21 protein-coding genes are annotated in these 21,514 nt (G+C 66.9%); 9 read left to right on the forward strand and 12 right to left on the reverse strand.

Translation table 11 applies throughout. From position 1 onward, the window contains the following. Positions 1-78: 78 nt before the first annotated feature. Genes ACLKOZ_RS17245 through ACLKOZ_RS17270 form a run of 6 tightly spaced genes read right to left on the reverse strand, consistent with a single transcriptional unit; the run spans position 79 to position 6,225 of the window. Positions 79-1,410 carry an MFS transporter gene (locus tag ACLKOZ_RS17245; RefSeq protein ID WP_436476852.1) on the reverse strand — a complete coding sequence of 444 codons (1,332 nt, stop codon included), beginning with the start codon at positions 1,408-1,410 and terminating at the stop codon, positions 79-81. Continuing rightward, complete coding sequence (locus tag ACLKOZ_RS17250) at positions 1,407-1,928, reverse strand: winged helix-turn-helix transcriptional regulator (RefSeq protein ID WP_436476854.1); 522 nt, start codon at positions 1,926-1,928, stop codon at positions 1,407-1,409. Before ACLKOZ_RS17250 ends, ACLKOZ_RS17245 begins: the two co-directional genes overlap by 4 nt. 13 nt (positions 1,929-1,941) lie before the next feature. Beyond that, positions 1,942-3,228 (reverse strand): glycosyltransferase family 87 protein, encoded by a 1,287-nt coding sequence (locus ACLKOZ_RS17255; protein WP_436476855.1) that lies wholly within the window; start codon positions 3,226-3,228, stop codon positions 1,942-1,944. Further along, positions 3,225-4,388: a cystathionine gamma-synthase gene (locus ACLKOZ_RS17260; protein ID WP_436476857.1), complete on the reverse strand. Its 1,164-nt coding sequence runs from the start codon at positions 4,386-4,388 to the stop codon at positions 3,225-3,227. The genes ACLKOZ_RS17255 and ACLKOZ_RS17260 overlap by 4 nt, the downstream gene beginning before the upstream one ends. A gap of 15 nt (positions 4,389-4,403) precedes the next feature. Beyond that, positions 4,404-5,789 (reverse strand): cystathionine beta-synthase, encoded by a 1,386-nt coding sequence (locus tag ACLKOZ_RS17265; protein ID WP_436476859.1) that lies wholly within the window; start codon positions 5,787-5,789, stop codon positions 4,404-4,406. A gap of 43 nt (positions 5,790-5,832) precedes the next feature. Then, on the reverse strand, positions 5,833-6,225 hold the full coding sequence (locus ACLKOZ_RS17270) for a VOC family protein (RefSeq protein ID WP_337350798.1): 393 nt from the start codon (positions 6,223-6,225) through the stop codon (positions 5,833-5,835). A 132-nt stretch (positions 6,226-6,357) separates the two neighbouring features. Here ACLKOZ_RS17270 and ACLKOZ_RS17275 point away from each other — a divergent pair, with 132 nt between their 5' ends. From ACLKOZ_RS17275 to ACLKOZ_RS17285, 3 genes are all read left to right on the forward strand, one after another. After that, complete coding sequence (locus ACLKOZ_RS17275; RefSeq protein ID WP_436476861.1) at positions 6,358-7,329, forward strand: DNA-3-methyladenine glycosylase family protein; 972 nt, start codon at positions 6,358-6,360, stop codon at positions 7,327-7,329. Between the two features lie 96 nt (positions 7,330-7,425). Then, positions 7,426-8,394, forward strand: coding sequence for an ATP-binding cassette domain-containing protein (locus ACLKOZ_RS17280; RefSeq protein ID WP_436476863.1), 969 nt, complete (start codon positions 7,426-7,428; stop codon positions 8,392-8,394). Beyond that, positions 8,394-9,200: an ABC transporter permease gene (locus ACLKOZ_RS17285; RefSeq protein ID WP_436476864.1), complete on the forward strand. Its 807-nt coding sequence runs from the start codon at positions 8,394-8,396 to the stop codon at positions 9,198-9,200. The genes ACLKOZ_RS17280 and ACLKOZ_RS17285 overlap by 1 nt, the downstream gene beginning before the upstream one ends. On the opposite strand, the gene ACLKOZ_RS17290 is transcribed toward ACLKOZ_RS17285, so the two are convergent. Both ACLKOZ_RS17290 and ACLKOZ_RS17295 read right to left on the reverse strand, forming a co-directional pair. Beyond that, positions 9,193-9,912 (reverse strand): response regulator, encoded by a 720-nt coding sequence (locus tag ACLKOZ_RS17290; RefSeq protein ID WP_436476866.1) that lies wholly within the window; start codon positions 9,910-9,912, stop codon positions 9,193-9,195. The genes ACLKOZ_RS17285 and ACLKOZ_RS17290 overlap by 8 nt on opposite strands. Beyond that, positions 9,905-11,923 (reverse strand): ATP-binding protein, encoded by a 2,019-nt coding sequence (locus ACLKOZ_RS17295; RefSeq protein WP_436476868.1) that lies wholly within the window; start codon positions 11,921-11,923, stop codon positions 9,905-9,907. The genes ACLKOZ_RS17290 and ACLKOZ_RS17295 overlap by 8 nt, the downstream gene beginning before the upstream one ends. Positions 11,924-12,115: 192 nt before the next feature. Here ACLKOZ_RS17295 and ACLKOZ_RS17300 point away from each other — a divergent pair, with 192 nt between their 5' ends. Together ACLKOZ_RS17300 and ACLKOZ_RS17305 are read left to right on the forward strand one after the other, a co-directional pair. Continuing rightward, entirely contained in the window at positions 12,116-12,598 is a 483-nt protein-coding gene (locus ACLKOZ_RS17300) for a hypothetical protein (protein ID WP_337350792.1), read from the forward strand. Beyond that, the gene (locus tag ACLKOZ_RS17305; RefSeq protein WP_436476870.1) at positions 12,582-14,081 is read left to right on the forward strand and encodes a multicopper oxidase family protein; all 1,500 of its coding nucleotides are present in this window, start codon (positions 12,582-12,584) and stop codon (positions 14,079-14,081) included. The genes ACLKOZ_RS17300 and ACLKOZ_RS17305 overlap by 17 nt, the downstream gene beginning before the upstream one ends. A gap of 44 nt (positions 14,082-14,125) precedes the next feature. Here the strand turns inward: ACLKOZ_RS17305 and ACLKOZ_RS17310 are convergent, their stop codons facing one another. Then, positions 14,126-15,808, reverse strand: a complete 1,683-nt coding sequence (locus ACLKOZ_RS17310; RefSeq protein WP_436476872.1) for a LuxR C-terminal-related transcriptional regulator — start codon at positions 15,806-15,808, stop codon at positions 14,126-14,128. Between the two features lie 128 nt (positions 15,809-15,936). On the opposite strand from ACLKOZ_RS17310, the gene ACLKOZ_RS17315 reads away from it, so the two are divergent. After that, complete coding sequence (locus tag ACLKOZ_RS17315) at positions 15,937-16,371, forward strand: ester cyclase (RefSeq protein WP_436476874.1); 435 nt, start codon at positions 15,937-15,939, stop codon at positions 16,369-16,371. Positions 16,372-16,387: 16 nt separating this feature from the next. Here ACLKOZ_RS17315 and ACLKOZ_RS17320 read toward each other — a convergent pair whose 3' ends face one another. Next, a complete protein-coding gene (locus ACLKOZ_RS17320) occupies positions 16,388-18,064 on the reverse strand; it encodes an AMP-binding protein (RefSeq protein ID WP_436476876.1) in 1,677 nt (558 codons plus the stop codon). A 115-nt stretch (positions 18,065-18,179) separates the two neighbouring features. Between ACLKOZ_RS17320 and ACLKOZ_RS17325 the strand changes: the two genes are divergently transcribed. Further along, positions 18,180-18,458 carry a putative quinol monooxygenase gene (locus ACLKOZ_RS17325; protein WP_337346768.1) on the forward strand — a complete coding sequence of 93 codons (279 nt, stop codon included), beginning with the start codon at positions 18,180-18,182 and terminating at the stop codon, positions 18,456-18,458. A 140-nt stretch (positions 18,459-18,598) separates the two neighbouring features. On the opposite strand, the gene trxA is transcribed toward ACLKOZ_RS17325, so the two are convergent. Beyond that, on the reverse strand, positions 18,599-18,994 hold the full coding sequence (gene trxA / locus ACLKOZ_RS17330) for a thioredoxin (protein WP_337346767.1): 396 nt from the start codon (positions 18,992-18,994) through the stop codon (positions 18,599-18,601). Positions 18,995-19,154: 160 nt separating this feature from the next. Here trxA and ACLKOZ_RS17335 point away from each other — a divergent pair, with 160 nt between their 5' ends. Both ACLKOZ_RS17335 and ACLKOZ_RS17340 read left to right on the forward strand, forming a co-directional pair. Beyond that, positions 19,155-20,078: an ATP-binding cassette domain-containing protein gene (locus ACLKOZ_RS17335; RefSeq protein WP_436476879.1), complete on the forward strand. Its 924-nt coding sequence runs from the start codon at positions 19,155-19,157 to the stop codon at positions 20,076-20,078. Beyond that, positions 20,075-20,875 carry an ABC transporter permease subunit gene (locus tag ACLKOZ_RS17340; protein WP_436476881.1) on the forward strand — a complete coding sequence of 267 codons (801 nt, stop codon included), beginning with the start codon at positions 20,075-20,077 and terminating at the stop codon, positions 20,873-20,875. Before ACLKOZ_RS17335 ends, ACLKOZ_RS17340 begins: the two co-directional genes overlap by 4 nt. 41 nt (positions 20,876-20,916) lie before the next feature. Here ACLKOZ_RS17340 and ACLKOZ_RS17345 read toward each other — a convergent pair whose 3' ends face one another. Next, positions 20,917-21,471 carry an acyl-CoA thioesterase gene (locus ACLKOZ_RS17345; RefSeq protein ID WP_436476882.1) on the reverse strand — a complete coding sequence of 185 codons (555 nt, stop codon included), beginning with the start codon at positions 21,469-21,471 and terminating at the stop codon, positions 20,917-20,919. Positions 21,472-21,514 lie beyond the last annotated feature (43 nt).

Raw genomic sequence — 21,514 nt, forward strand, 5'->3', positions numbered from 1 at the left:
ATCGTTGGAACGGCGGCTGGCCGTAGCTACATACTACATATGCATCGCGATGATTCCCGGCATGTGTCGGGATGGTGTTCAGGCAGCAGCTACAGGTTCGGGCTCCCGCGCAGCTGCGTCCTTGCGGATCGTGGCGCTGATGACAGCAGCGATGGTGCACATGGCGGCGGCCCCGAACCAGGCGTACGTGTACTGGCCGGTGGCATCGCGGATGGCTCCGGCGCCCAGCGCGGCAGCTGCGGCGCCCAATTGGTGGGCGGCGAAAACCCAGCCGAACACCACGCTGCCGTCCGAGCCGAAGGTCTTGCGGCAAATGGCTGCCGTGGGCGGCACAGTGGCCACCCAGTCCAGGCCATAGATCACCACAAACACGATCATGCTGGGCTGGACTGTGGCACTGAGGAGCAGCGGCAGAACCAGCAGGCCGATGCCGCGGAACTGGTAGTAGACGGCCAGCAGGATCCGGGGATTGAACCGGTCGGTCAGCCAACCCGAGGCGATGGTGCCCACGATGTCGAAGATCCCGACGACGGCAAGCAGCCCGGCGGCCGTGGTTTCAGCCATGCCGTGGTCGTGGGCGGATGGGATGAAGTGGGTGCCGATCAGGCCGTTCGTGGTGGCGCCGCAGATCGCAAAGCCCGCCACGAGCGCCCAGAATGTCCGGACCCGGCTGGCCCGCTTCAGGACCTGGAGTGCCCGGACTGCGGCGTTGCTGCTCCCGCTCTCCGGCCCGGCCGGGGACAGCGATCCGGCCGGGGACAGGGCTGCCGATCCCTCCTCAGGCACCGTTTCGCCGTAGGGCAGCACGCCGACGTCGGCCGGTGAGTTCTTGAGGAACTTCAGCACCAGGGGAACCACCGCCAGCGCACCGGCCGCTATCAGCAGTGAGGCCTGCCGCCAGCCCGGATCCTGGGCCAGCATGGCTATGAAGGGGAGGAAGACCAGCTGGCCCGCTGCGCTTCCGGCGGTGAGGATGCCGATCACCAGGCCGCGGCTTTTGGCGAACCAGGTGTTGGCAATGGTGGCGGCAAAGACCAGCGCCATCGACCCCGTGCCGAGGCCGATGAGCAACCCCCAGGTGAGCAGGATCTGCCAAGACTGGTTGACCAGCACCGTGAGCGCACTGCCGGCGCCGATCAGCACCAGGGCCGTGGCCGTGACGGCACGGATTCCGAACCGCTCCATGAGGGCGGCGGCAAAGGGAGCAGTGAGGCCGAACAGCACCAGGTTGATGCTGACCGCCGCCGAGAGGACCGTCGTGGACCAGCCGAACTCCTGCTGCAGGGGCACCATCAGGACCCCCGGCGCAGCCCGGAATCCGGCGGCGCCGACGAGGGCCAGGAAGGCGACGGCGGCCACGATCCATGCCGGATGCAGCCGGCGACGGCTGGCCGTTTCGGTGGGGATCATGCGGCTGCCCCGTTCTGTGTGGTGGCCTGCCCGGCCGCCGTGGCCAGCCGCACGGGAGCCCCGGACCGGGTAAGGCTGTGCCAGCTGGTGTTGGCGGCGGTGAGCCGCTCGCCGCACGCGGTACACGTGTCCGCCGAACTGGTCCGCTGCCCGCAGCCGGCGTGGATCACGAACATATGGGCTTGCTCGGAGGGGGCGGGCAGGTGCTTTTCCGCCCACAACACCACCGCATTCAGGACGGGGAGCGCGTCTTCACCTTTGGCTGTCAGGACGTACTCCTGGCGCGTGCGCCCGCCGCCGTCGTACGCCCTTTTACTGAGCAGGCCGGCCTCCACCAGGCCCGACAGGCGCTTGGTGAGCACGGAATCGGCCACCGCCAGGCGGGACTTCATGGAATCGAAGCGCCCGTTGCCGAAGAAGACTTCGCGGAGCACCAAAATGGACCAGGGGTCGCCCAGGATGTCCAGGCCCCGGGCCATGCTGCAGTTGCGCGCGGACCAGTCAGATCGGAGTGCCATAGAGGCACCCTAGCTAACTTTCTTGAAGAAAGCCAGGCTTCCGCCGTGGCGGGCTATACGCCACCGCCCAGTACGCCAACAGCGCCACGCCGCAGAGAACGCCGAGGCTAGTGACGGCCAACTGCAACTGGGTCTGCGGATCCTTGCCCCATTCGTTGGCACCGGCCATCATGGCAAGGTACTTGGGCGTGAGGTAGAACGCGACAGCCGAAAAACCCACCACGATCCAGCCGTACAGCCGCATTTTCCCGCTGCGGGATGGCACGCGGTGCATCGCGAAAGCCATGGACGGCAGCGCCACGGCCATCCAGACCCAGTGGTGGGACCAGGAGACGGGGCTGATCAGGAGCATCAGCACGGCGGTGGCGGAGACGGCCACAAAGTTCTCGTCGGCAGCCACGGCCCATTTGATCACCAGGGCCGCCAACGCGGCGAGACCCAGCGAGAGCACCAGCCAGAGCATGCTGGTGGAGCCGGAGTCGGGCAGGCCAACGTGGAGCAGGAGCCCTTTGACGGAGAGGTTGTCCAGGTATGCCGGCCCGCCGATCCGGCCGGTGTCCGGCAAGATCTTGGTCCAGAACGTCAATGAGGCGTTGGGCAGCACCGCCCAAGCAAAGGCGATGGAGCCGAAGAACCCGGCCGCCATCCAGCCGAGGGCCTTGAAGTCGCGCCGCACCAGGAAGTACAGGCCGAACGCCAACGGCGTGAGTTTGATGCCGGCCGCGATGCCAATCAACAGCCCGGCGGGCCACCTCAGCTCCCCCGCCCGGTCTTTCCCGTACAGCGCGAAATCGGCGAGGATCAGGCCCATCAGGATGATGTTGATCTGGCCGAAATCGAAAGTGTCCCGCCATGGTCCCAGCAGGAGGATGGCCGCGGTACCCGCCAAAGCAACCGAACGGAACCGCCAGTCGGCGAAGGACGTGCGCCAACTGCGGAGCCCGAAGTAGTGCCGCGCCAGCCAGGCGGCCACGACCCCGGCCCCCACCAGCGCCGTCGTGCTGAACACCAGGCTGCTGGTGCCCATGGGCAGGAGCGCGAGCCCGGCGAACAGCAGCGCCGCGAACGGCGGGTAGGTGAACGGGAGGCCGTCACGGGGTGCGTAGAGCTCGTGGGCGCCGGACTCACCGGTCTGCAGCACGCGGCTGCCGCCGTAGTAGTACACCTCGAAGTCGTTCATCAGCGGAATGTACGCGGAATACAGCACCACCAAGGCCAGGACGACGGCGGCAGCACCGCCCGCCGTCGCGATCCAGCCGCGGGTGGTGCGGGATGCCAGTGCCGGGGAAGTTGCGGTCACCGGATGAACGTGAAGGCGTGCTCGAGGTCCGCGATGAGGTCCTCAAGGTCCTCGATGCCGCAGGACAGCCGGATCAGGTTGACGGGAACGGCCAGTTCGGTGCCCTTGACCGAGGCGTGCGTCATTTCTGCGGGGTAGTTCATCAGCGATTCGATGCCGCCCAGGGACTCGGCGAGGGTGAACACGGACGTGTTTTCCGCGACGGTGCGGGCCGCCGCCTCACCGCCCTTGAACTGCACGGACACCATGCCGCCGAACTTCTTCATCTGCTTCCTGGCCAGTTCGTGGCCGGGGTGCGAGGGCAGGCCCGGGTAGAGGACGGCTTCCACCTCAGGGCGCTCCAGCAGCCATTCGGCCACGGCCTGGCCGTTGTCGCTGTGCCGGTCCATGCGCACGCCAAGCGTCTTCAGGCCACGGGTGGTGAGGAACGCATCCATCGGGCCGGACACCGCTCCTACGGCGAACTGGACAAAGCCGATCTTCTCCGCGAGTTCGGCGTCGTTGACCACAATGGCGCCGCCAACAACGTCCGAATGGCCGCCGATGTACTTGGTGGTGGAGTGGACCACCACGTCCGCTCCCAGGGCGAGCGGGGTCTGCAGGTAGGGGGACGCGAAGGTGTTGTCCACTACCAGGAGGGCACCGGCGTCGTGCGCCACCTTGGCGAGTGCCTCGATGTCCGTGATCTTCATCAGCGGATTGGAGGGGGTTTCGACCCAGACGAAGCGGGTCTTGTTGGCCGCCACTGCTTTGCTGACCGAGTCCAGGTCTGCCATGTCCACGGGCGTGTTGCCAATGCCCCAGTCGCCGAGCACGCCGCTGATGAGCCGGTACGTCCCGCCGTAGGCGTCGTTGCCCAGCACAATGTGGTCCCCGGGCCGGGTCAGGGCGCGGATCAGGGAGTCCTCCGCCGCCAGGCCGGAACTGAAGGAGAACGCGTGGCTGCCGCCCTCGAGCGCGGCAAGCTGTTCCTGCAGGGCGTCGCGGGTGGGGTTCCCGCCGCGGCCGTACTCGTAGCCGTCGCGCAGTCCGCCGATGCCATCCTGCGCATAGGTGGAGCTGAAGTGCAGCGGAGGGACGACGGCGCCGGTGCGGGGTTCGAAGGCCTGGCCGGCGTGCACGGCGCGGGTGTTGAAGCCCTGGTTTTCAGAAACAGGCATGATGCTCCTTTGGAGTTAGTTGCTGAGGTACGCGAGGAGGTCGTGCCGGGTCAGGATGCCCACGGGCGCCCCGACGAACGTCACCATCACCGTGTCCACATCGGACAGCAGCGCGCGGGCCGCAGAGATGGTTTCCAGCGAGCCGATGATGGGAAGTTTCGGGCCCATGTGTTCGGAGATCTTATCCGTCAGCTTTGCCTCGCCGCGGAACAGCTTGGAGGTCAGGGTCCGTTCGTCCACGGCGCCCAGGACTTCGCCCATCACCACGGGAGGCTCCTGGGAGAGGACCGGGATGTGGCTGACGCCGAACTCGTTCATGATGGTGATGACGTCGCGGACGGTCTCGTTCGGGTGGATGTGCACCAGGTCCGGAAGTTCACCGGTCTTGGACTTGATCACCTCGCCCACCGACGCTTCCTCGCCGCCCGAGAGGAAGCCGTAGGACCGCATCCACTGGTCGTTGAAGATCTTGGCGAGGTAGCCGCGGCCGGAGTCGGGCAGGATGACCACCACAACGGCACTTTCCGGAAGGTCCCTGGCGGTCTTCAGCGCAGCCACCACGGCCATCCCTGACGAGCCGCCCACCAGCAGGCCTTCCTCACGGGCCAGCCTGCGCGTCATGGCGAAGGAGTCGGCGTCGCTCACGGCGATGACCTCATCCGGCACGGACTTGTCATAGTTCGCCGGCCACATGTCCTCGCCCACGCCCTCAACGAAGTACGGCCGACCGGTCCCGCCGGAGTAGACCGAACCTTCGGGGTCCGCCCCGATGATCCTGACCCGGCCGCCGTCGGACTCCGCGCGCTCCGCAGAGACCTCCTTGAGGTACCGTCCGGTGCCGGTGATGGTGCCGCCGGTGCCGGCGCCGATCACGCAGTGCGTGACCTTTCCGTCGGTGTCCTGCCAGATCTCCGGGCCGGTGGTCTCATAGTGGCTGCCGGGGGCCGCCGGGTTGGAGAACTGGTCCGGCTTGTAGGCGCCAGGGGTCTCCGAGACGATCCTGTCCGAGACGCTGTAATAGCTCTGCGGGCTGTCAGGGGCGACGGCGGTGGGGGTCACTACCACCTCGGCGCCGTAGGCCTGAAGGACGGCCCGTTTGTCCTCGCCCACCTTGTCCGGCACCACAAAAATGCACTTGTAGCCCTTTTGCTGGGCAACCAGGGCCAGGCCCACCCCTGTGTTGCCGGACGTCGGTTCTACAATCGTCCCTCCCGGGAGCAGTTTGCCTTCCCGCTCGGCCTCCTCGATCATCTTGGCCGCGATGCGGTCCTTGATGGATCCGCCGGGGTTCAGGTACTCCAGCTTGACCAGGACTGTGGCTTGGATGCCGTCAGTGACGTGGTTGAGCTTGATGAGGGGGGTCTTGCCGATGAGGTCCAGGATGGACTGGGCGTACTTCATAGGTACAAAGTTACCGTCTCCCGTGACGGGCCTTGCTCCGCGGTCAGCTCCCTGCCGAGGAATCTGTCTGCCAAAGGCCCATGATGTTGCCTTCGGTGTCCTTGAAGTAGGCGTAATAACCCATTCCGGGAACGGCGTCCTTGGCCTGGGTCACCGAACCACCGGCGGATTCGACCTGTGCCAGTGCGGCGTCAACGTCTTCCACATCGATGGTAAGGACGGGCGTCCTGAGGTTGTCCGTGCGGGGGAACAGGGCTCCGTTGATGGCCCCGGGCGCGCTTGGCATGCCTGTCTGTTCGTCCGACGGCGTGGTGATGGCGATGGTGTAATCCATCTCCTGCATGGGGGTCAGGTTCCAACCGAACGCGCTTTGGTAGAAGGTGTTGGCGCGTTCCTTGTCATCGGTCGGGATCTCGAAATGCACAACTCCAGCCATTGCATGCTCCTTTGGATGCCAGGGGAAGGCGCGGACGCTCCGCGCCACACGATGGAGTCTAGTCCCGGCATCCGTGGCCCGTAAGGGGGCTCCGGAACCGGCATTGTCAGCCAGCCGTGGGACGATGAAACCATGACCATCGCAGATGCCCCCGCCCGGCTGGCCGCCGCCGCGGACTCTTCCCTGCGGTGGCATCCGGACAGGCCATACAGCCTGCTGCAGACGCTCGGCATCCTCCTGCGCGGCACCGGGGATCCGTCGTTTTCCTCCCGGCCGGACGGGTTCTGGACGGCGTTTACGACGCCGGACGGCCCAGTCACGCTGCGTCTCAGCACTGCGGCGGACGGCGCTGTCGATGCCTTGGCATGGGGGCCGGGTTCTGCGGCCGGACTCGCCGGGGTGCCCCGCCTCCTGGGCTCCGGGGATGACTGGTCGGCCTTTGACGAGCCTGCCTTCCACGCATCGCTCCCTCGGATGGTCCGCGAGGCCCGCCGTCGGAACCTTGCTGTCCGGCTGCCCTCCACCGGCCGGATGATGGATGCCCTGGTGCCCACGATCCTTGAACAGAAGGTCACCGTCATAGAGGCCCGCCGCGGCTACCGGTACCTGATGTACCGCTTCGGGTCGGCGGCACCGGCTGCCGGAATGGCCGCCCCGGAAGGGCTTCGTGTCCAGCCCACCGCGGAACAGTGGCTGCGCATCCCGTCCTGGGAGTGGCACAATGCCGGCGTTGGACCACAGCGTTCCGCAACCGTGATGCGTGCGCTGCGCTCCGCCGTCGCACTTGAACGGCTTGCAGCGCTGCCGGCCACGGAAGCGGCGGCAAAGATGCAGGTCATACCCGGCATCGGGGTCTGGACCGCGGCCGAGGTGGTGCAGCGGACCCACGGCTGCCCGGACTCGATCGCCGTGGGCGACTACCACCTCGCGGCCTACGTGGGCGCCGCGCTCACCGGCCGCCGGACCGATGATGCGGGCATGCTGGCGCTGCTTGAGCCGTGGAAGGGGCACCGCCAGCGGGTGGTGAGGATGATCGGGCTGAGCGGCTTCCGCAAACCCACGTTCGGGCCGCGGATGACCATCCAGGACCACCGCGGGCACTGAGCCTTTTTCCGTGGACGCTCGCGGGCCCTTGGGTATAGCGTGGCGCCATGGAGCCCGCACCAGAGCCCTGGAATCCCGCATTCTCTGGAGTCACCCATGATCCACACTGACAAACTGACAAAGACTTTCACCGTCAAAAAGGAGACCGTGGAAGCAGTCAAGGGCGTCGACATCGACGTTGCGCCCGGCGAACTCGTCGCGTTCCTCGGCCCGAACGGCGCCGGCAAGTCCACTACCCTGCGGATGCTGACCACACTGCTGCGGCCCACGTCCGGGACGGCAACCGTGGCAGGGGTGGACGTCGCCGAGGACCCTGCCGGAGTGCGGTCCAGGATTGGTTACATCGGCCAGGGCAACGGCGGTGGCCACAGCTTCCGGGTGATCGACGAAATGGTGATGCAGGGCCGCTTCTACGGCATGAACACCACAGACGCCAACGCCCGGGCGCAGGAACTGCTGAAGTCCCTGGACCTCACCGATCTCGCCAAGCGTACGGTCATCAAGCTGTCCGGCGGCCAGCGGCGGCGGATGGACGTGGCGCTGGGCCTGATGCATTCGCCGAGGCTGCTCTTCCTGGACGAACCGTCCACCGGTATGGATCCGCAGAACCGGGCCAACCTGTGGGAGCACATCATGCGGATGCGCGCCGAACACGGCACCACCATCGTGCTGACCACCCACTACATGGACGAAGCCGATTTGATGTCCGAGCGCGTAATCGTGATCGACCACGGCCGGATCATCGCCGATGACACGGCGGCCCGGCTAAAGGCCAATCTCGCCGGTGACCTGCTGGCTGTGGAAGTGGCGGCGGAAGCGGCTCCCGGAGTGCGCGGGCTGCTGGGCCGGGCCGCTGCGGGCGGGGAGGTCAATGAAAACACGTACGACGGCGTTGTCCGCTTCCGCCTCCGGCTCACCGAAGGCGCGCGGCTGGCGCCCGCGTTGCTGAAGGAGATGAACGACGCCGGCGCTCCCGCCCAGTCGCTGGAGCTGAAGCCGCCGACGCTGGATGACGTGTTCCTGGAACTGACCGGGCGCAACCTGCGGGAAGGAGCCAACCGCTGATGAGTGCGCAAACCACTCCGGAAGTCCTGAGGAAGCCCAGCCTCAGCCAGGTTCTGAGGGATACGAAGTACGTTTTCTGGCGCGAGATGCTGCTGCCGCTGCGGGACCCGTTCTCGCTGATCTTTTCGCTGATCCAGCCGCTCGTGTTCCTGGGCCTTTTCGGCCCGCTGCTCGGCGCTGCCGTGGGCGCGCCGGCGTTCGGCGGGCAGTCCACGCTTCAGTGGTTCCTGCCCGGGGTGGTGGTGATGATTGCCCTGTTCGGCACATCCATGACCGGTTCGAACCTGCAGTACGAGCTCATGACCGGTTCGTACGAGCGGATCCTGGCAACGCCGCTGTCCCGTTCCTCGCTGATGATCGGGCGTGCCCTGAAAGAGTGGGCGCCGCTGGTGGTGCAGGGGCTGCTCATCGCCCTGGTCTGCATCCCGTTCGGCTTCGTCTTCTACCCGGTGCATGTGCTGGCAGGACTGGTCATCCTGGGGATCTTCGGCATCGGGCTCGGCGCGCTCTCCTACGCCTTGGCGCTCGTGTCCCAGAACAAGGAGTGGATCTTCTGGGGCGTGCAGCAGACGTTGCTGTTCCCGCTGATGATCCTCTCCGGCATCATGCTGCCCATTGAGGCCGGACCGGGGTGGATGCAGACTGCGAGCCTGTTCAACCCGCTGACCTACCTGGTCAACGCTGAGCGGGAGCTGTTCGCCGGCAACGTCGGGACCAACACGCTCCTGGGCTTGCTCGCCGCATCGGTGACGGCCGCCGTCGGGCTGGTGGTTGGTGTCCGGGCCATCAACCGCAACATCAGCTGAGCGGGTGGTTCTGTCCGTCTTCTTCGGCCGATGCCTCGTTGCCGTTGCGCTGGAGGAAGGCGAGCACTGCTGCCACGCGACGGTGCACGCCAGTTGCAGGAAGGCGCAGCTTGGTAAAGATCGAATTGACATGCTTCTCGACCGTGGAGGAGGACAGGTACAGCGACTGTTCGATACCCGCGTTTGTCCTGCCTTGTGCCATCTCCCGCAGGACGTCCAGTTCCCGGGGCGACAGGTCCGAAAGCGGGTTGGCTGCACCGGCGCTGCGGCGGCGCACCAGCGTATCGACGATCTGCGGATCGATGACCGAACCACCCGCCCGCACTTCGCGGAGCGCGTGCACGAGGTCCTCCAGGTCGCCGATGCGGTCCTTGAGCAAGTAGCCGAGGCCTGCCGAACCGTCAGCGAACAGCGCCAGCGCGTAGCTCTGGTCGGCGTGCTGTGACAGCACCACCACGCCCGTCTCCGGGTGCGCGGCGCGTATGGCGCGGGCAGCCTCAATGCCCTCCATGTGATGGCCGGGCGGCATCCGGATGTCGGTGAGCACCGCATCGGGCGAGAACCGGCGCACAGCGTCGATCAACTCCGTTGCGTTGCCCGTACAGGCCACAACGTCTATTTCGCCGGAGTCCTCGAGCAAACGGCGCAGCCCCTCGCGGACGAGGTAGTTGTCCTCGGCGATGACCACCCGCAGCACCCCGGGGTCATCCAATGTTCTCCCCTTTGCGCTCCACAGGGAGGTCAACCAGCACGGTGGTGCCCGACGGGTCGCGGCCCGAGACGTCCACCGTTCCCCGCAGCGCCGCCACGCGGTCACGGATATTGGCCAGGCCGCCGCGGGACCCGGGCACGAGGGCGCCTATGCCGCAGCCGTTGTCGGTGATCGCAATCCGCAGGTGCCCGTCCTTCCGGGCGAGGCCCACGGAGGCATGGCTCGCCTGCGCGTGCTTTGCGGTGTTGGCCAGCGCCTCCCGGACCACGTAGTACGCCGTCGTTTCCACTTCCTCAGGGAACCGCTCGGCACGGATGCCCTCGTCAGCGTCGACCGTCAGCGGGATGGGGAACCTGGCCGCGCTGGACTCGATGGCCGCTACGAGGCCGTTATCGCTCAAGACGGGCGGGTGGATCCCATGGGCGAGTTCGCGCAGGTCGGTGAGCGTCTCCCGGGCCTGGTCCTGGAGGTCAGCGAGTTCGACGGCGGTAAGCTCACCGCGCTGCAACCGGTTCCGGGCGAGGCGAAGCCCGGCGATCTGTGCGACCACGTTCTGCTGGATCCCGTCGTGCAGGTCCCGTTCGAGGCGCTTGCGTTCGTCATCCTGCGCGGCGACGAGCCGCTCCCTCGACGCACTCAGCTCCTGAAGCTGCTCAGCGAGCTGGGCGCTCAGGCGCACGTTCGCCACTGACTCCGCAGCCTGGCCGGCGACCGTACGGAGCAAGGCCCGTTCGGCGTCGCTGTAGTCACCGCGCCGGCGCGGCCCCAGCTCGATCCGGCCCAGTGCCTCATTCGCCCGCTCAAGGTCGCAGGAGGCAACAGCTTCCCCCTTCACATCACCGGCCACACCCGTGGGCGATGCCACGAACCTGCCGTCAGGACCTGCGAGGAAAATGCGGACCCAGGATGCATCGAGGCCATCACGCACGGCCACCGCCAGGCGGGCCATCAGCTCACCGGGCTCCACGGACTGCTCCAAGCGGGAACCGAGCTCGCTGAGCAGCATCAGCTGCCTGTCCCGGTCCCCAAAGACAGAGCGGTGGATCCACCGCTGCAGCCATCCCCGGACCGGCAAGAGGCACACGGCGTGAACCGTTGTCAGGAGAGCGGCGCCGATAATCGTGAGGCGGTCGGCCAGCAGTACGGCCGGTGTTGCGACGCCGATCGCGTACAGGACCGTGATGAGCAGGCCGGAGGACCGGGCCGCGAGGCGCCCGCGGTCACCGGGGGCAATATCGAAGGCGCCATGGCGGAGGATGCCGTGGATGGCCGCCAGCGGGACCGCGGTGAGCGAAGCGAACACGGCGGCCGTAACGATGGCGTTGGGCGGCCCGTGCAGCCACAGCCCGTAGCTGATGACCGTGGCGATCACCACCCAGGTCATCACCCGGGTGCGTGCCCGGACTTCCTTGTCCCCGAACACTGCCCGGCTCAGGAGCACGCCCACGCCCAGTGGCATCCACGGCCACTGGTAGATGGCCCAGTAGACCGCCGGCGCCGCCCAACCCAGCCAAGGCACCGCGAACGCGTTCGGTATGCCATCGCTGAGGTCCAGAAACTGCGGCACCAGTACCTGCGGGCTGGTGAACAAAGAGAGCGGGGCGGCCACCACGGGAACCCACAGGAGGCCGACGGCGATGCGTTGCCACCGATGCTCGGGCACCCCGGTCGGGAAGCTCGCGAACATGCTGACGAAGCCTGCCGCCGCCACCGCATCGGCGGTCAGGCCGACCAGGTTCACGAGCGGGAACCACGGCTGGCCAGTCAGCCCCGGATCCTGGACCGCGAACGTCTCGTACGCCGAGCCGACAGCCATGGCCGTGGCGGCGGCCGCGATGAACACGGCGGCCCGGGATGACGAAACGGTGAGCAGCCACATGCCGAAGACGAACGTCGGCAGCACGCCAAGCAACGGCCAGCTGAGTCCGTGGTTCTCCGGTGCGACGAACCCGCGAATGATCACGACGTAGATGAGCGACGCCACTCCGAACGGAGCCAACGCTGCGAGCAATCCCCATCTTCGGAGCACAGTCCTATGATCCGCCTGTGTGGCCATTCCCGGGAGGGGGTACCCACCCAACTCCCATGGTGGCTGGCCTCCATCTACCCTGCGGCCACCCACGTTCCGGGCACGTCAGCTGCGCGCCTACGGTGGGCTCGAGTGGATGCCGCGGAATGGCACCCGCACGAACAGGAGGACATCATGCGCAGGATTTACGCAGCCATCGCCTGGATCATCGCCGGCGGCGTTGTTGTGCAGGCAGCGTCGATCGCCTTCGCCCTCGGAGGCATCGGCCGGTACGTCCAGGATGGTGGTGTCATCGACAAGGCCCTCGTCGAGAGCCGGCAGGCCACGTTCATCGGCGATCTCGGCTTCCCCATCCACGGCATCGTTGGCGGGATGGTCATACCGCTGGCCGCCGTCGCGCTGCTCATCGTGGCGTTCTTCGTGAAGGCCGACGGCGCACGGCTGCGTGGCGCACGCCTGTGGGCAGCCGTTGTGCTCGCCCTGGTGGCGCTGCAGATCACGCTCGGCTACTCCATCGTTGACATGCCTTACCTCGGCCTGGTCCACGGTGCGAACGCGCTGGCCGTGCTGCTCACCGCCGTCTACGCGGGGATGCGGGCCAGGCGCTCGGCGGCAGCCGGTGCTGAGGAACGCGCCTCCCATGCCATCGCGACCTGACCTCGTCCGGCGCGTTTCCGCCGGCGTTGCGGTGGCCGGTGCGCTTGGCCTCGGTGCGCTCGGGTGGAGCTCCACCCTGCTGGGCGAATACTCGGTGATCGATATGGGTGGCGGGCACGCCTCCCACATCCATGGCTCTGGTTCCGTCGCTGCCGGCCCGGCCGGTGAGGTCAGTGTGTCGGAGCTGATCGCGGACCCGCTCCGGCCACCTGACGTCCGCGTCGAGCTCGTCGCCCGCCGCCAGACAGTGGACATCCCCGGCGGACGTCCGGTGGAGGGATATACCGTGAACGGCACATCCCCGGGGCCTACGATCCGCGCCACGAAGGGTGATCTCGTCGAAGTGATGTTGGTCAACGAGTCGGTCCGGGCAGGGGCCACCCTGCACTGGCACGGCGTGGACGTGCCGAACGCGGCTGACGGCGTTGCCGGGATCACGCAGGACGCTGTTCCTGTCGGCGGCCGCCATGTCTACCGTTTCACCGCGGACGACGCCGGCACGTATTGGTACCACTCGCACCAGGTCTCACATGAGCAGGTCGAGGGCGGGCTCCTGGGCGCGGTCGTCATCGAACCGGCCTTGCCAGCGGCCGACCCGCCGGCCAAGCAGTTCCGGGCCGACGCCGTCGCGCTGCTGCACGTCTACGGCGGCCAGCACACCCTCAACGGGCGCGTGCAGGACGAGCACGTGCCGGCCGAGCCCGGCAGTACCGTTAGGATCCGGGTCATCAACACCGACCAGGGAACTGCCGCTGTCTGGTCAGCCGCACCCTTCCGGGTCATCGCGACTGATGGGCACGAGGTCAACGGCGCCGCCGCCGTCGACGGCCGAAAGGTACTGATTCCGGCAGGCGGCCGGGTGGACGTCGCCGTGCAGGCCCCAGCTAACGGCACTGCCCGCCTGCACGTCGGCGGGGCCCGGAGCATCTCCATCGGCGATCCCGCCTCCGGAGATGCAGGCGCCGCGCCACCTGCCCGGCAACCCTCCGAAACCCTGGACCTGCTGGCGTACGGCGACCCTGCCCCGCCCGACTTCGATCCGCGCTCGCCGGACCGCACGTTCGACTACACGATCGGACGCCGCCTCGGCCTGATCGACGGCCGGCCCGGAAACTTCTGGACAATCAACGGGCAGCTCTTTCCGGACGTGCCGATGTTCCACGTGCGCGAGGATGACGTCGTCGTCATGCGGATCGCCAATGAGTCGGGCGAGGTGCATCCGATGCACCTGCACGGCCACCATGTCCTGGTGCTCTCACGTGACGGCAAGCCGGCGTCGGGAAGCCCCTGGTGGGTCGATTCGCTCGATGTCCACCCCGGCGAGGCGTATGAGATTGCCTTCGTTGCCGACAACCCTGGTATTTGGAGCGACCACTGCCATACGCTTCCCCACGCCGTCGACGGCCTCGTTGCCCACGTGATGTACGACGGGGTCACGACGCCGTTCACCATCAACGGCGGCGCCGGCAACCAGCCCGAGTAGCGGGCCCAGCACAAACCGGTGAAGGCGGGGCAATCAAGGCCCGGTCAGGCGGAGTCCAGGCGGGCGGCGTAGGCTGCGGCTTCAGCACGGTTGCGTAGGCCCAGCTTCTCCAGCACGTTGCTCACGTGGTGTGCCACGGTCTTGCTGCTGATGAACAGCTGCCCGGCAATTTCGGGATTCGAATAGCCCTCGACCAGCAGGCGCAGGATCTCCTGCTCCCGGCGGGTGAGGATGCCTGCCTCGCGGGGAACGGACCGGCCCCCGGCACCCCAGGACCGCAGGAGGGCCGCGGCCACGTCTGCATCATGGGATGCTCCCAGCTTGTCCAGCGCTGACAGGGCTGCGCGGGCTTCCGAGACTGCGAGCGCGGGCTGGCCTTGGGCCAATGCCCGCGCAAGCTCCAGCCTGGTGCGTGCCGCCTCCAGCGGAAGCTCGAGCCGCCCGAACCAGGTGAGGGCGTCCTCAAAGTAGACCGTTGCGGCCTCCTGCCGGCCTTCGGCGGCGGCCACCCGCCCCTTCGCCAGCGCGGCATGGGCGGATAGCAACCGCACTTCCCCTGCCCCGCCGTCGAGCTCGGCAAGGTACTCAGCCGCCGCAGCGGCAGCAGGGGCATTTCCGGCTGCCAGGTGTGCTTCCACCAGGAGGCTGCGTGCGCCCGCCGTCTCCAGTGACGTCCGCTGCCCGCCCGCGTGCAGCGGCGGAGCCACGGCGTCGCTGTTGATGCTTTCCGACCGAAGCCACCGTTCTGCCAGGGCAACGGCCACCGCCGGTTCGTTGTTTCGGAGGGCCAGGCCCGCTGCCACCAGGCTGGCCTCGACCGGGGTACCGATGCCCTCTATCAATGCCCGGGCCTCGTCGAAGCGTCCCTGGCGCAGGCGAAGCTCGGCAAGGCTCGCGATGGCCTGGTGGAACATGCCGGGGAAAACGCCCCTTGTGCCTGCGGCGGCACGCCGCAGTTCCTCGTCTGCTTCGGCCCAGTGGCCCGTCAGCAGGAGCACGCGCCCGTGGACCAGCCGGCACTGGGCATAAAGGTAGGGGCATCCGTACGCCCTCATGTAGTCATCTGCAGCCTGCGACCATTGGGTTGCCCGCCCGAGGTCGCTCAGGAGATCGCAGACCGTCAGCATCGAACAGCTCGCCATGACCACGGTGTAGAACGTGGTCCCATCGCCGCCCAAAGCGCTGGCCATTGCCTCATCCACGCACCGCAACCCAGCTTGGACTTCACCGTCCTTGACCAGGAGGACTCCGCGCTCGGCAAGGGCGCAGACTGCGAGGTCCGGGTCGCCCAGCTCCTGCGAGGTGGCCAGCGCGCGCTCGATCAGGTCCCGGCATGAGTGCGCATCCGTGGCCAGGAGGGCGGCACAATAATCGACCCAGGCCTGGGTCAGTCCGTCGTCCGGGTCGGCCATGCTTTCGGCGCGGGCGAGCCAGCCCCGCGCCGCTGCCTCATTGCCCAGGGACATCCCGTAGACGAGGCACAGCCACACTGCGGAGTCGACCGCCTCAGGAACGTTGCCGGCGCGGCGGCTGGCAGCATAGGCGCGCTCACGGCAGCGGACGCTTTCACCAACTTCGCCGAGGAAAAACAGGGCGTCACCCAGGCCCGCCAGCGCGTCAGCCGAACCGGTGCCCACAAGCGCTTCCTCAAACGCGGCCCGGGCCTGCGCCCACTGCCCCGCTTCCAGTGCCTCGTGGCCTCTCGCTGTTACTTCCTCCAGCGTCACGCTTCAATTACAACACTTCGGCATGGGCCACAAAATGGGTCAGCTGACCGATCCCCGCTGCCCCCAATCGGGGGAGCCTGAAGGTGTCCCGGAAAGCGGACTACAGGAACCACAACGAGGAGCAAACCATGAACGCAAGCCCATTGACCAGTGCATTTACCGCGGCTGTCGAGGCCGTTAACGCCCACGATGCGAAGACCTTCGCCGCAACCTACGCCGCGGACGCGGTGGTTCACGACCCGCTCTATCCGCAGCCGTTGAAGGGCCGGGACGCCATCGAGCAGGACATGGTGGAACTCTTGCGGGCCTTCCCGGACGCACGATTCACGGTGGGTCCCCTTCTTCAGGACGGCGAGACGGTAGCGGGCGAGTACACCTTGCGCGGGACGCATCTGGGCCCGCTGGCTTCCCCCGAGGGCGAGATTGCCGCCACAGGAAATTCCATCGACAACAGTGGGGCCGTCTTCTCGAAGTTCAACGCTGACGGAGAAGTGATCGAGGAACGCCGCTACTACGATGCTGCCGGTCTGCTCGCGCAGATCGGGCCAGTCGCGGCAACCTGAGCCTGGGGCCCGCCTGTCAGAGCCCCAGCCTGGCCACAGCCTCCTCGCGCATTTCCACTTTGCGGACTTTCCCGGAGACGGTCATGGGGAAGCTTTCGCGGACGTCCACGTAGCGCGGGACCTTGTAGTGGGCCAGCTTCCCCCGGCAGAAATCGGCCACGGCGGCCGCGTCCAGCGCCTCCGCACCGGGCTTCAGGATGATGCAGGCCATCAGTTCCTCGCCGTATTTGGCGTCCGGCACCCCGATGACCTGCACGTCCTGGATGGAGGGGTGGCTGTAGAGGAACTCCTCGATCTCGCGCGGGTAGATGTTTTCGCCGCCGCGGATCACCATGTCCTTGATCCGGCCCTCGATCACCACGTAGCCGTCGTCGTCCATCCGGGCGAGGTCGCCGGTGTGCATCCAGCCGTCGGCGTCGATGGCTTCCGCTGTCTTGTCCGGCTGGTTCCAATATCCCTGCATCACCGCATAGCCGCGGGTGCACAGTTCGCCGATCCTTCCCCGTTCCAGCACGTCGCCGGAGCCGGGGTCGATGATCTGGCTTTCCAGCCTGGGCATAGTGCGGCCCACGGTCTCGGTGCGCTGCTGCAGGGTGTCACCGTTCCGGGTCATGGTGGACACCGGCGAGGTCTCGGTCATGCCGTAGCAGATGGCCACGTCCACCATGTGCATCTCGGAGATCACCCGGTTCATCACGTCGATGGGGCACACTGATCCCGCCATGACGCCCGTGCGAAGGGTGGCGAGGTCGTAGGAAGCGAAGTCCGGAAGCGCCAGTTCGGCGATGAACATGGTGGGCACGCCGTAGAGCGATGTCCCGCCGAAGTCCTGTACCGCCTCCAGCGCCGCCGCGGGGCTGAACCCGCGGCCGGGAATGATGGTGGCCGCGCCATGGCTGAGCGCCGCGAGGTTGCCGATCACCATGCCGAAGCAGTGGTAGAACGGCACCGGAATCACTACGCGGTCATGTTCGGTGTAACCCAGCAGCTCCCCGATGGAGTAGCCGTTGTTCAGGATGTTGTGGTGCGTCAGGGTGGCGCCCTTGGGGAAGCCCGTGGTCCCGGAGGTGTATTGCAGGTTGACGGGGTCGTGCGGGTCCAGTTCTGCCATCCGCGCCCTCAGTGCGGAATGCCCGACGACGTCCGCCCGCTTGAGCAGCTCTGCGTACGTCAGCTCTGCGTCGCTTTGGGGGATGCCGGCGTCGAGCCCGTCCACGCCCGGATCCGGCAGGAAGACCAGTTCCCGCAGGTCCGGGCAGACGGCCAGGGCCTGGCGGGCCATCCCCACATAGTCGCTGGTCCGGTCCGACGGCGCCGCGACCAGCATGCGCATGCCGTTCTGTTTCACCACGAACTCCAGCTCGTGGCTGCGGTAGGCGGGGTTGACGTTCACCAGGATCGCGCCGGACTTCGCCGTAGCGTACTGCAGGAGGGTCCACTCGGCGCAGTTCGGACTCCAGATGCCCACCCGGTCTCCCTTGGCAATGCCCAAGGCGAGGAGCGCACGCGCGAGGCGGTCGACGTCGTCGTTCATCTTGGTGTAGCTCCACCGCCGGGCGTCGGCTCCGGGAACGGCCGCGGCCTCTATCAGCGCGTCGTGGAAGGGAAACTGGGCCACCACCCGCTCAAAGTTCGTGCCGATGGTCTCCTCGAGCAGCGGGACGTCAGTGTCCCCGGCTGTATAAGCGCGCATGCTGGCACGCTACCAACTGGCCCCCGGCAATGAAAGCACATGGGAAGCGCAACAGGCTGGTGTCTGCGCGTAAACAGGAACGGCCGGCAGCCTGCGGCCCGGTATTGTGAAATCCATGAGTGCACCCATCGACCTGCAGGCAACGTTCATCCCCAACGAGGGCGAGTTCTTCCGTGTGAAGCTCGCCCTGGAAATCGCCATCGACGAGGTGGTGAATGAGCCCGGCTGCATCCGCTACGAGCTGACCGAGGCCACCGAAGAGAAGCTGGTCCTGACGGAGCAGTGGGCGTCCGAAGAGGATCTGGAGAAGCACTCCAAGGGCACCGCTGTCCAGGACCTCAACGAATCCCTGAGCGCCCTGCTGGCCGAGCCCGTGAAGCTGGAACGCCTGTAGCCCCCCGCCACTTAAGCATCGACTGCTCCGTAAGGGCCCTTTTGGACGTTCTAAAGGGCGAGGGCCCACACCGGCAGGGTTCCCTGGCCGAGCTTGCGAGGCTGGGGGGCCGGTGGGGATCAGTCGATGCGTTTTAAGGGCTAGGAGTTGTCCTTGGCCTCGCCGGCCGCGGCCTCTGCCTTCGAGCGCGCCACGTGGGCGTGCACCTCGTCCATGTCCAGGGCCTTGACGGCGTCAACCACTTGCTCCAGCTGCTGGGCGTTCAGGGCGCCGGGCTGCGAGAAGACCAGGACTTTTTCGCGGAACGCCATCAGCGTGGGGATGGACGTGATTCCGGCCTCGGCAGCGAGCTGCTGCTCGGCCTCGGTGTCCACCTTCGTGAACAGGACGTCGGAGTGCTTCTCCGACACGGCGCTGTACGTGGGCCCGAACTGCTTGCAGGGACCGCACCATTCAGCCCAGAAGTCGACCAGGACAATGTCATTGCCTTCGATGGTCGATGCGAACTGTTCACCTGTGATGTCAACGGTAGCCATGGTTTCAACGGTACGCGAGCAGGCCATGGAATGTCGCGGCGTGGGGGCCCTGTTCGCTTCGCGCGTCATTGGGAATAACTGCGGCACCCCATATACAGGGCGGGCCGCCAAGCCTACCCTTGGGGTGATCAGCCGCTGAACGCCGCACACGGGAGGGTGCATGCCGCACGCCATCTCCACGAAGTCCCTCACCAAGAAATTCGGCCGCCGGGAGGTGCTCCACGGCGTGGACTTCGCGGTCGAGGCCGGCTCGGTGTTCGGCGTCATCGGCCCCAACGGTGCGGGCAAAACCACCACCATGCGCTGCCTGCTGGACATCATCCGACCCACTTCCGGGGAGGTCAGGGTCCTCGGGAAGGACCCGCGGGCGGCCGGTCCCGAACTCCGCCGGCGGATCGGCTACCTTCCGGGAGAGCTGTTCCTCGAGGGCCGGGTCACCGGCCGGAAACTCCTGGCCCATTATCAGGCCATCAGCGGTCCGGTAGCACCGGGCCGGATAGATGCGCTGGCCGAACGGCTGGGGTTGGACCTGGACCGCCATACGCGCAAGCTGTCCAAGGGCAACAAGCAAAAACTGGGCCTGGTCCAGGCATTTATGCACGATCCGGAACTGCTGGTTCTTGACGAGCCCACCAGCGGCCTGGATCCGCTGATCCAGCAGGAGTTCCATGCCATGGTGCGGGAAGCGCAGCACAATGGCCAGACCATTTTCCTTAGCTCCCACGTCCTGAGCGAAGTACAGCAGACGGCCGATACGGTTGCCATCCTGCGGGACGGCCGGATCATCGCTGTTGAGTCGGTGAGCGGACTTCGGGCAGGTGCCGTGCGGCACGTCCGGCTTTCCGCTCACGGAATTAACGCGCACGACGCCGGCGCGCTGCTGGGTGCGGTGCCCGGCGTCGGACGCGTGGAGGTGCTTGAGTCCGGCAGCACCGTCACCGTGTCAGCCACGCTGGAAGGTGACATCCAGCCCTTGGTCCAGGTGCTCGCGTCCCTGCAGCTGACCGACCTTGTCCTGGAGGAGCCTGATCTGGAGGAATCGGTACTGAAGATGTATTCAAGCCAGCAGGAGGCAGCAACGTGAGCACCAAGCTTCCGCTGTTCCGCCGGGCGTTTTTTGATTCCTGGCGCTCCACCCTCGGGTGGGGAGCCGGGCTGTCCGGCGCCACGTTCCTGTACCTGCCGCTGTACCCGTCAATCGGCGGGAGTGCGCAAATGCAGGACATGATCGATGCCCTCCCGGCCGAGATGACCAAGGCGCTGAACTACGACCAGATCGCCACCGGCCCCGGCTACACCCAGGCCACGCTCTTCGGCCTGATCGGGTTCCTGCTGATGACCATCGCCTCCGTGGGATGGGGTGCCGCCGCGGTGGGTGGTGACGAGGAGTCCGGCCAGCTGGAGTTGACGCTCGCCCACGGCGTGACCCGGGTCCAGGTGGTGCTCGAACGCGCGCTCTCCCTGGTCCTGCGTGTGGTGCTGCTCGCGGCCCTGGTCTTTGTACTGGTCCGGCTGCTGAATGACCCGGCCAAGCTGGACATCCTTCCGGAGAACCTGTTCGGCGCGGCGGTGCTGTTCGCCGGCCTGGCGCTCCTGAGCGGAACCGCGGCGCTTTGCGCGGGAGCGGTGACCGGCCGCCGGACGTACGGGCTCGCCGCCGGTGCCGCGGTGGGGCTGCTGGGGTATGTTTTCAACGCCGTCGGCCGGCAGAGCGATGATGTGCAATGGTTGCTGAATTTGAGCCCTTACCACTGGGCGTATGGAAATTCCCCTGTGGCCAACGGTGCGGACTGGGCCTCGGCGGGGTGGCTGTGGACTATCTCGGCGGCCCTGGTGGCGCTGGCTGCTTTCGCGGTGGAAAGGCGCGACGTCGGCGCATAGCCGGGTGCCGTCGTCGGCCGTTTTGTTCGCTTGGCCTGCGGTCAGGCCCTGGCTTCCCAGAGATGCGGGGCAGGTGTCCGGCTGCCCGGCAGTGCGTTGGCCTCACGCCACTCGTGAATCCATTCGGGCAGAATGCAGTCCGCCGGGGGCTGGCCGAACTCCCGCAGGATCTCTTGCTGGCTGACGGGTTTGCCGTTGCTGACCAGGCGGGTGGCGATGTAGGCACGGGCGTAAATCTCGCCGTCGGCCACCATGCGCTGCTCAAAGTAGATGGCTTTGGCATCCAGGCCGATGATCTTCGTTTCGATGGTGTACTGCTGCCACAGCTGCAGGGACTTCCGGAAGGCGATGGTCTCCCCCGCTGCCACCGGGTTCCAGCCGCGCCGGCGCATCCTCTTCCAGACGCCGCTGCGGACCATGAGGTCGAACCGGCCCAGGTCCATGAGGGAGAAATACATGCCGTTGTTGACGTGCATGGCGATGTCGATGTCGGTGGGCAGGACGCGCAGCGGTAAGGACGAGGTGTCCCAGATGGTGAGCGCGGAGCGGCGGGCGGACGTGAACAGCATCAGGAGGGTACGAAGAAGCAGGTGCATCCCCCAATGTTACCCGTCAGTAACTTGAGGGGCCAGCCTGACT

Origin of the sequence: Arthrobacter sp. R4, assembly GCF_051365025.1 — a bacterium.
Lineage (GTDB): Bacteria > Actinomycetota > Actinomycetes > Actinomycetales > Micrococcaceae > Arthrobacter.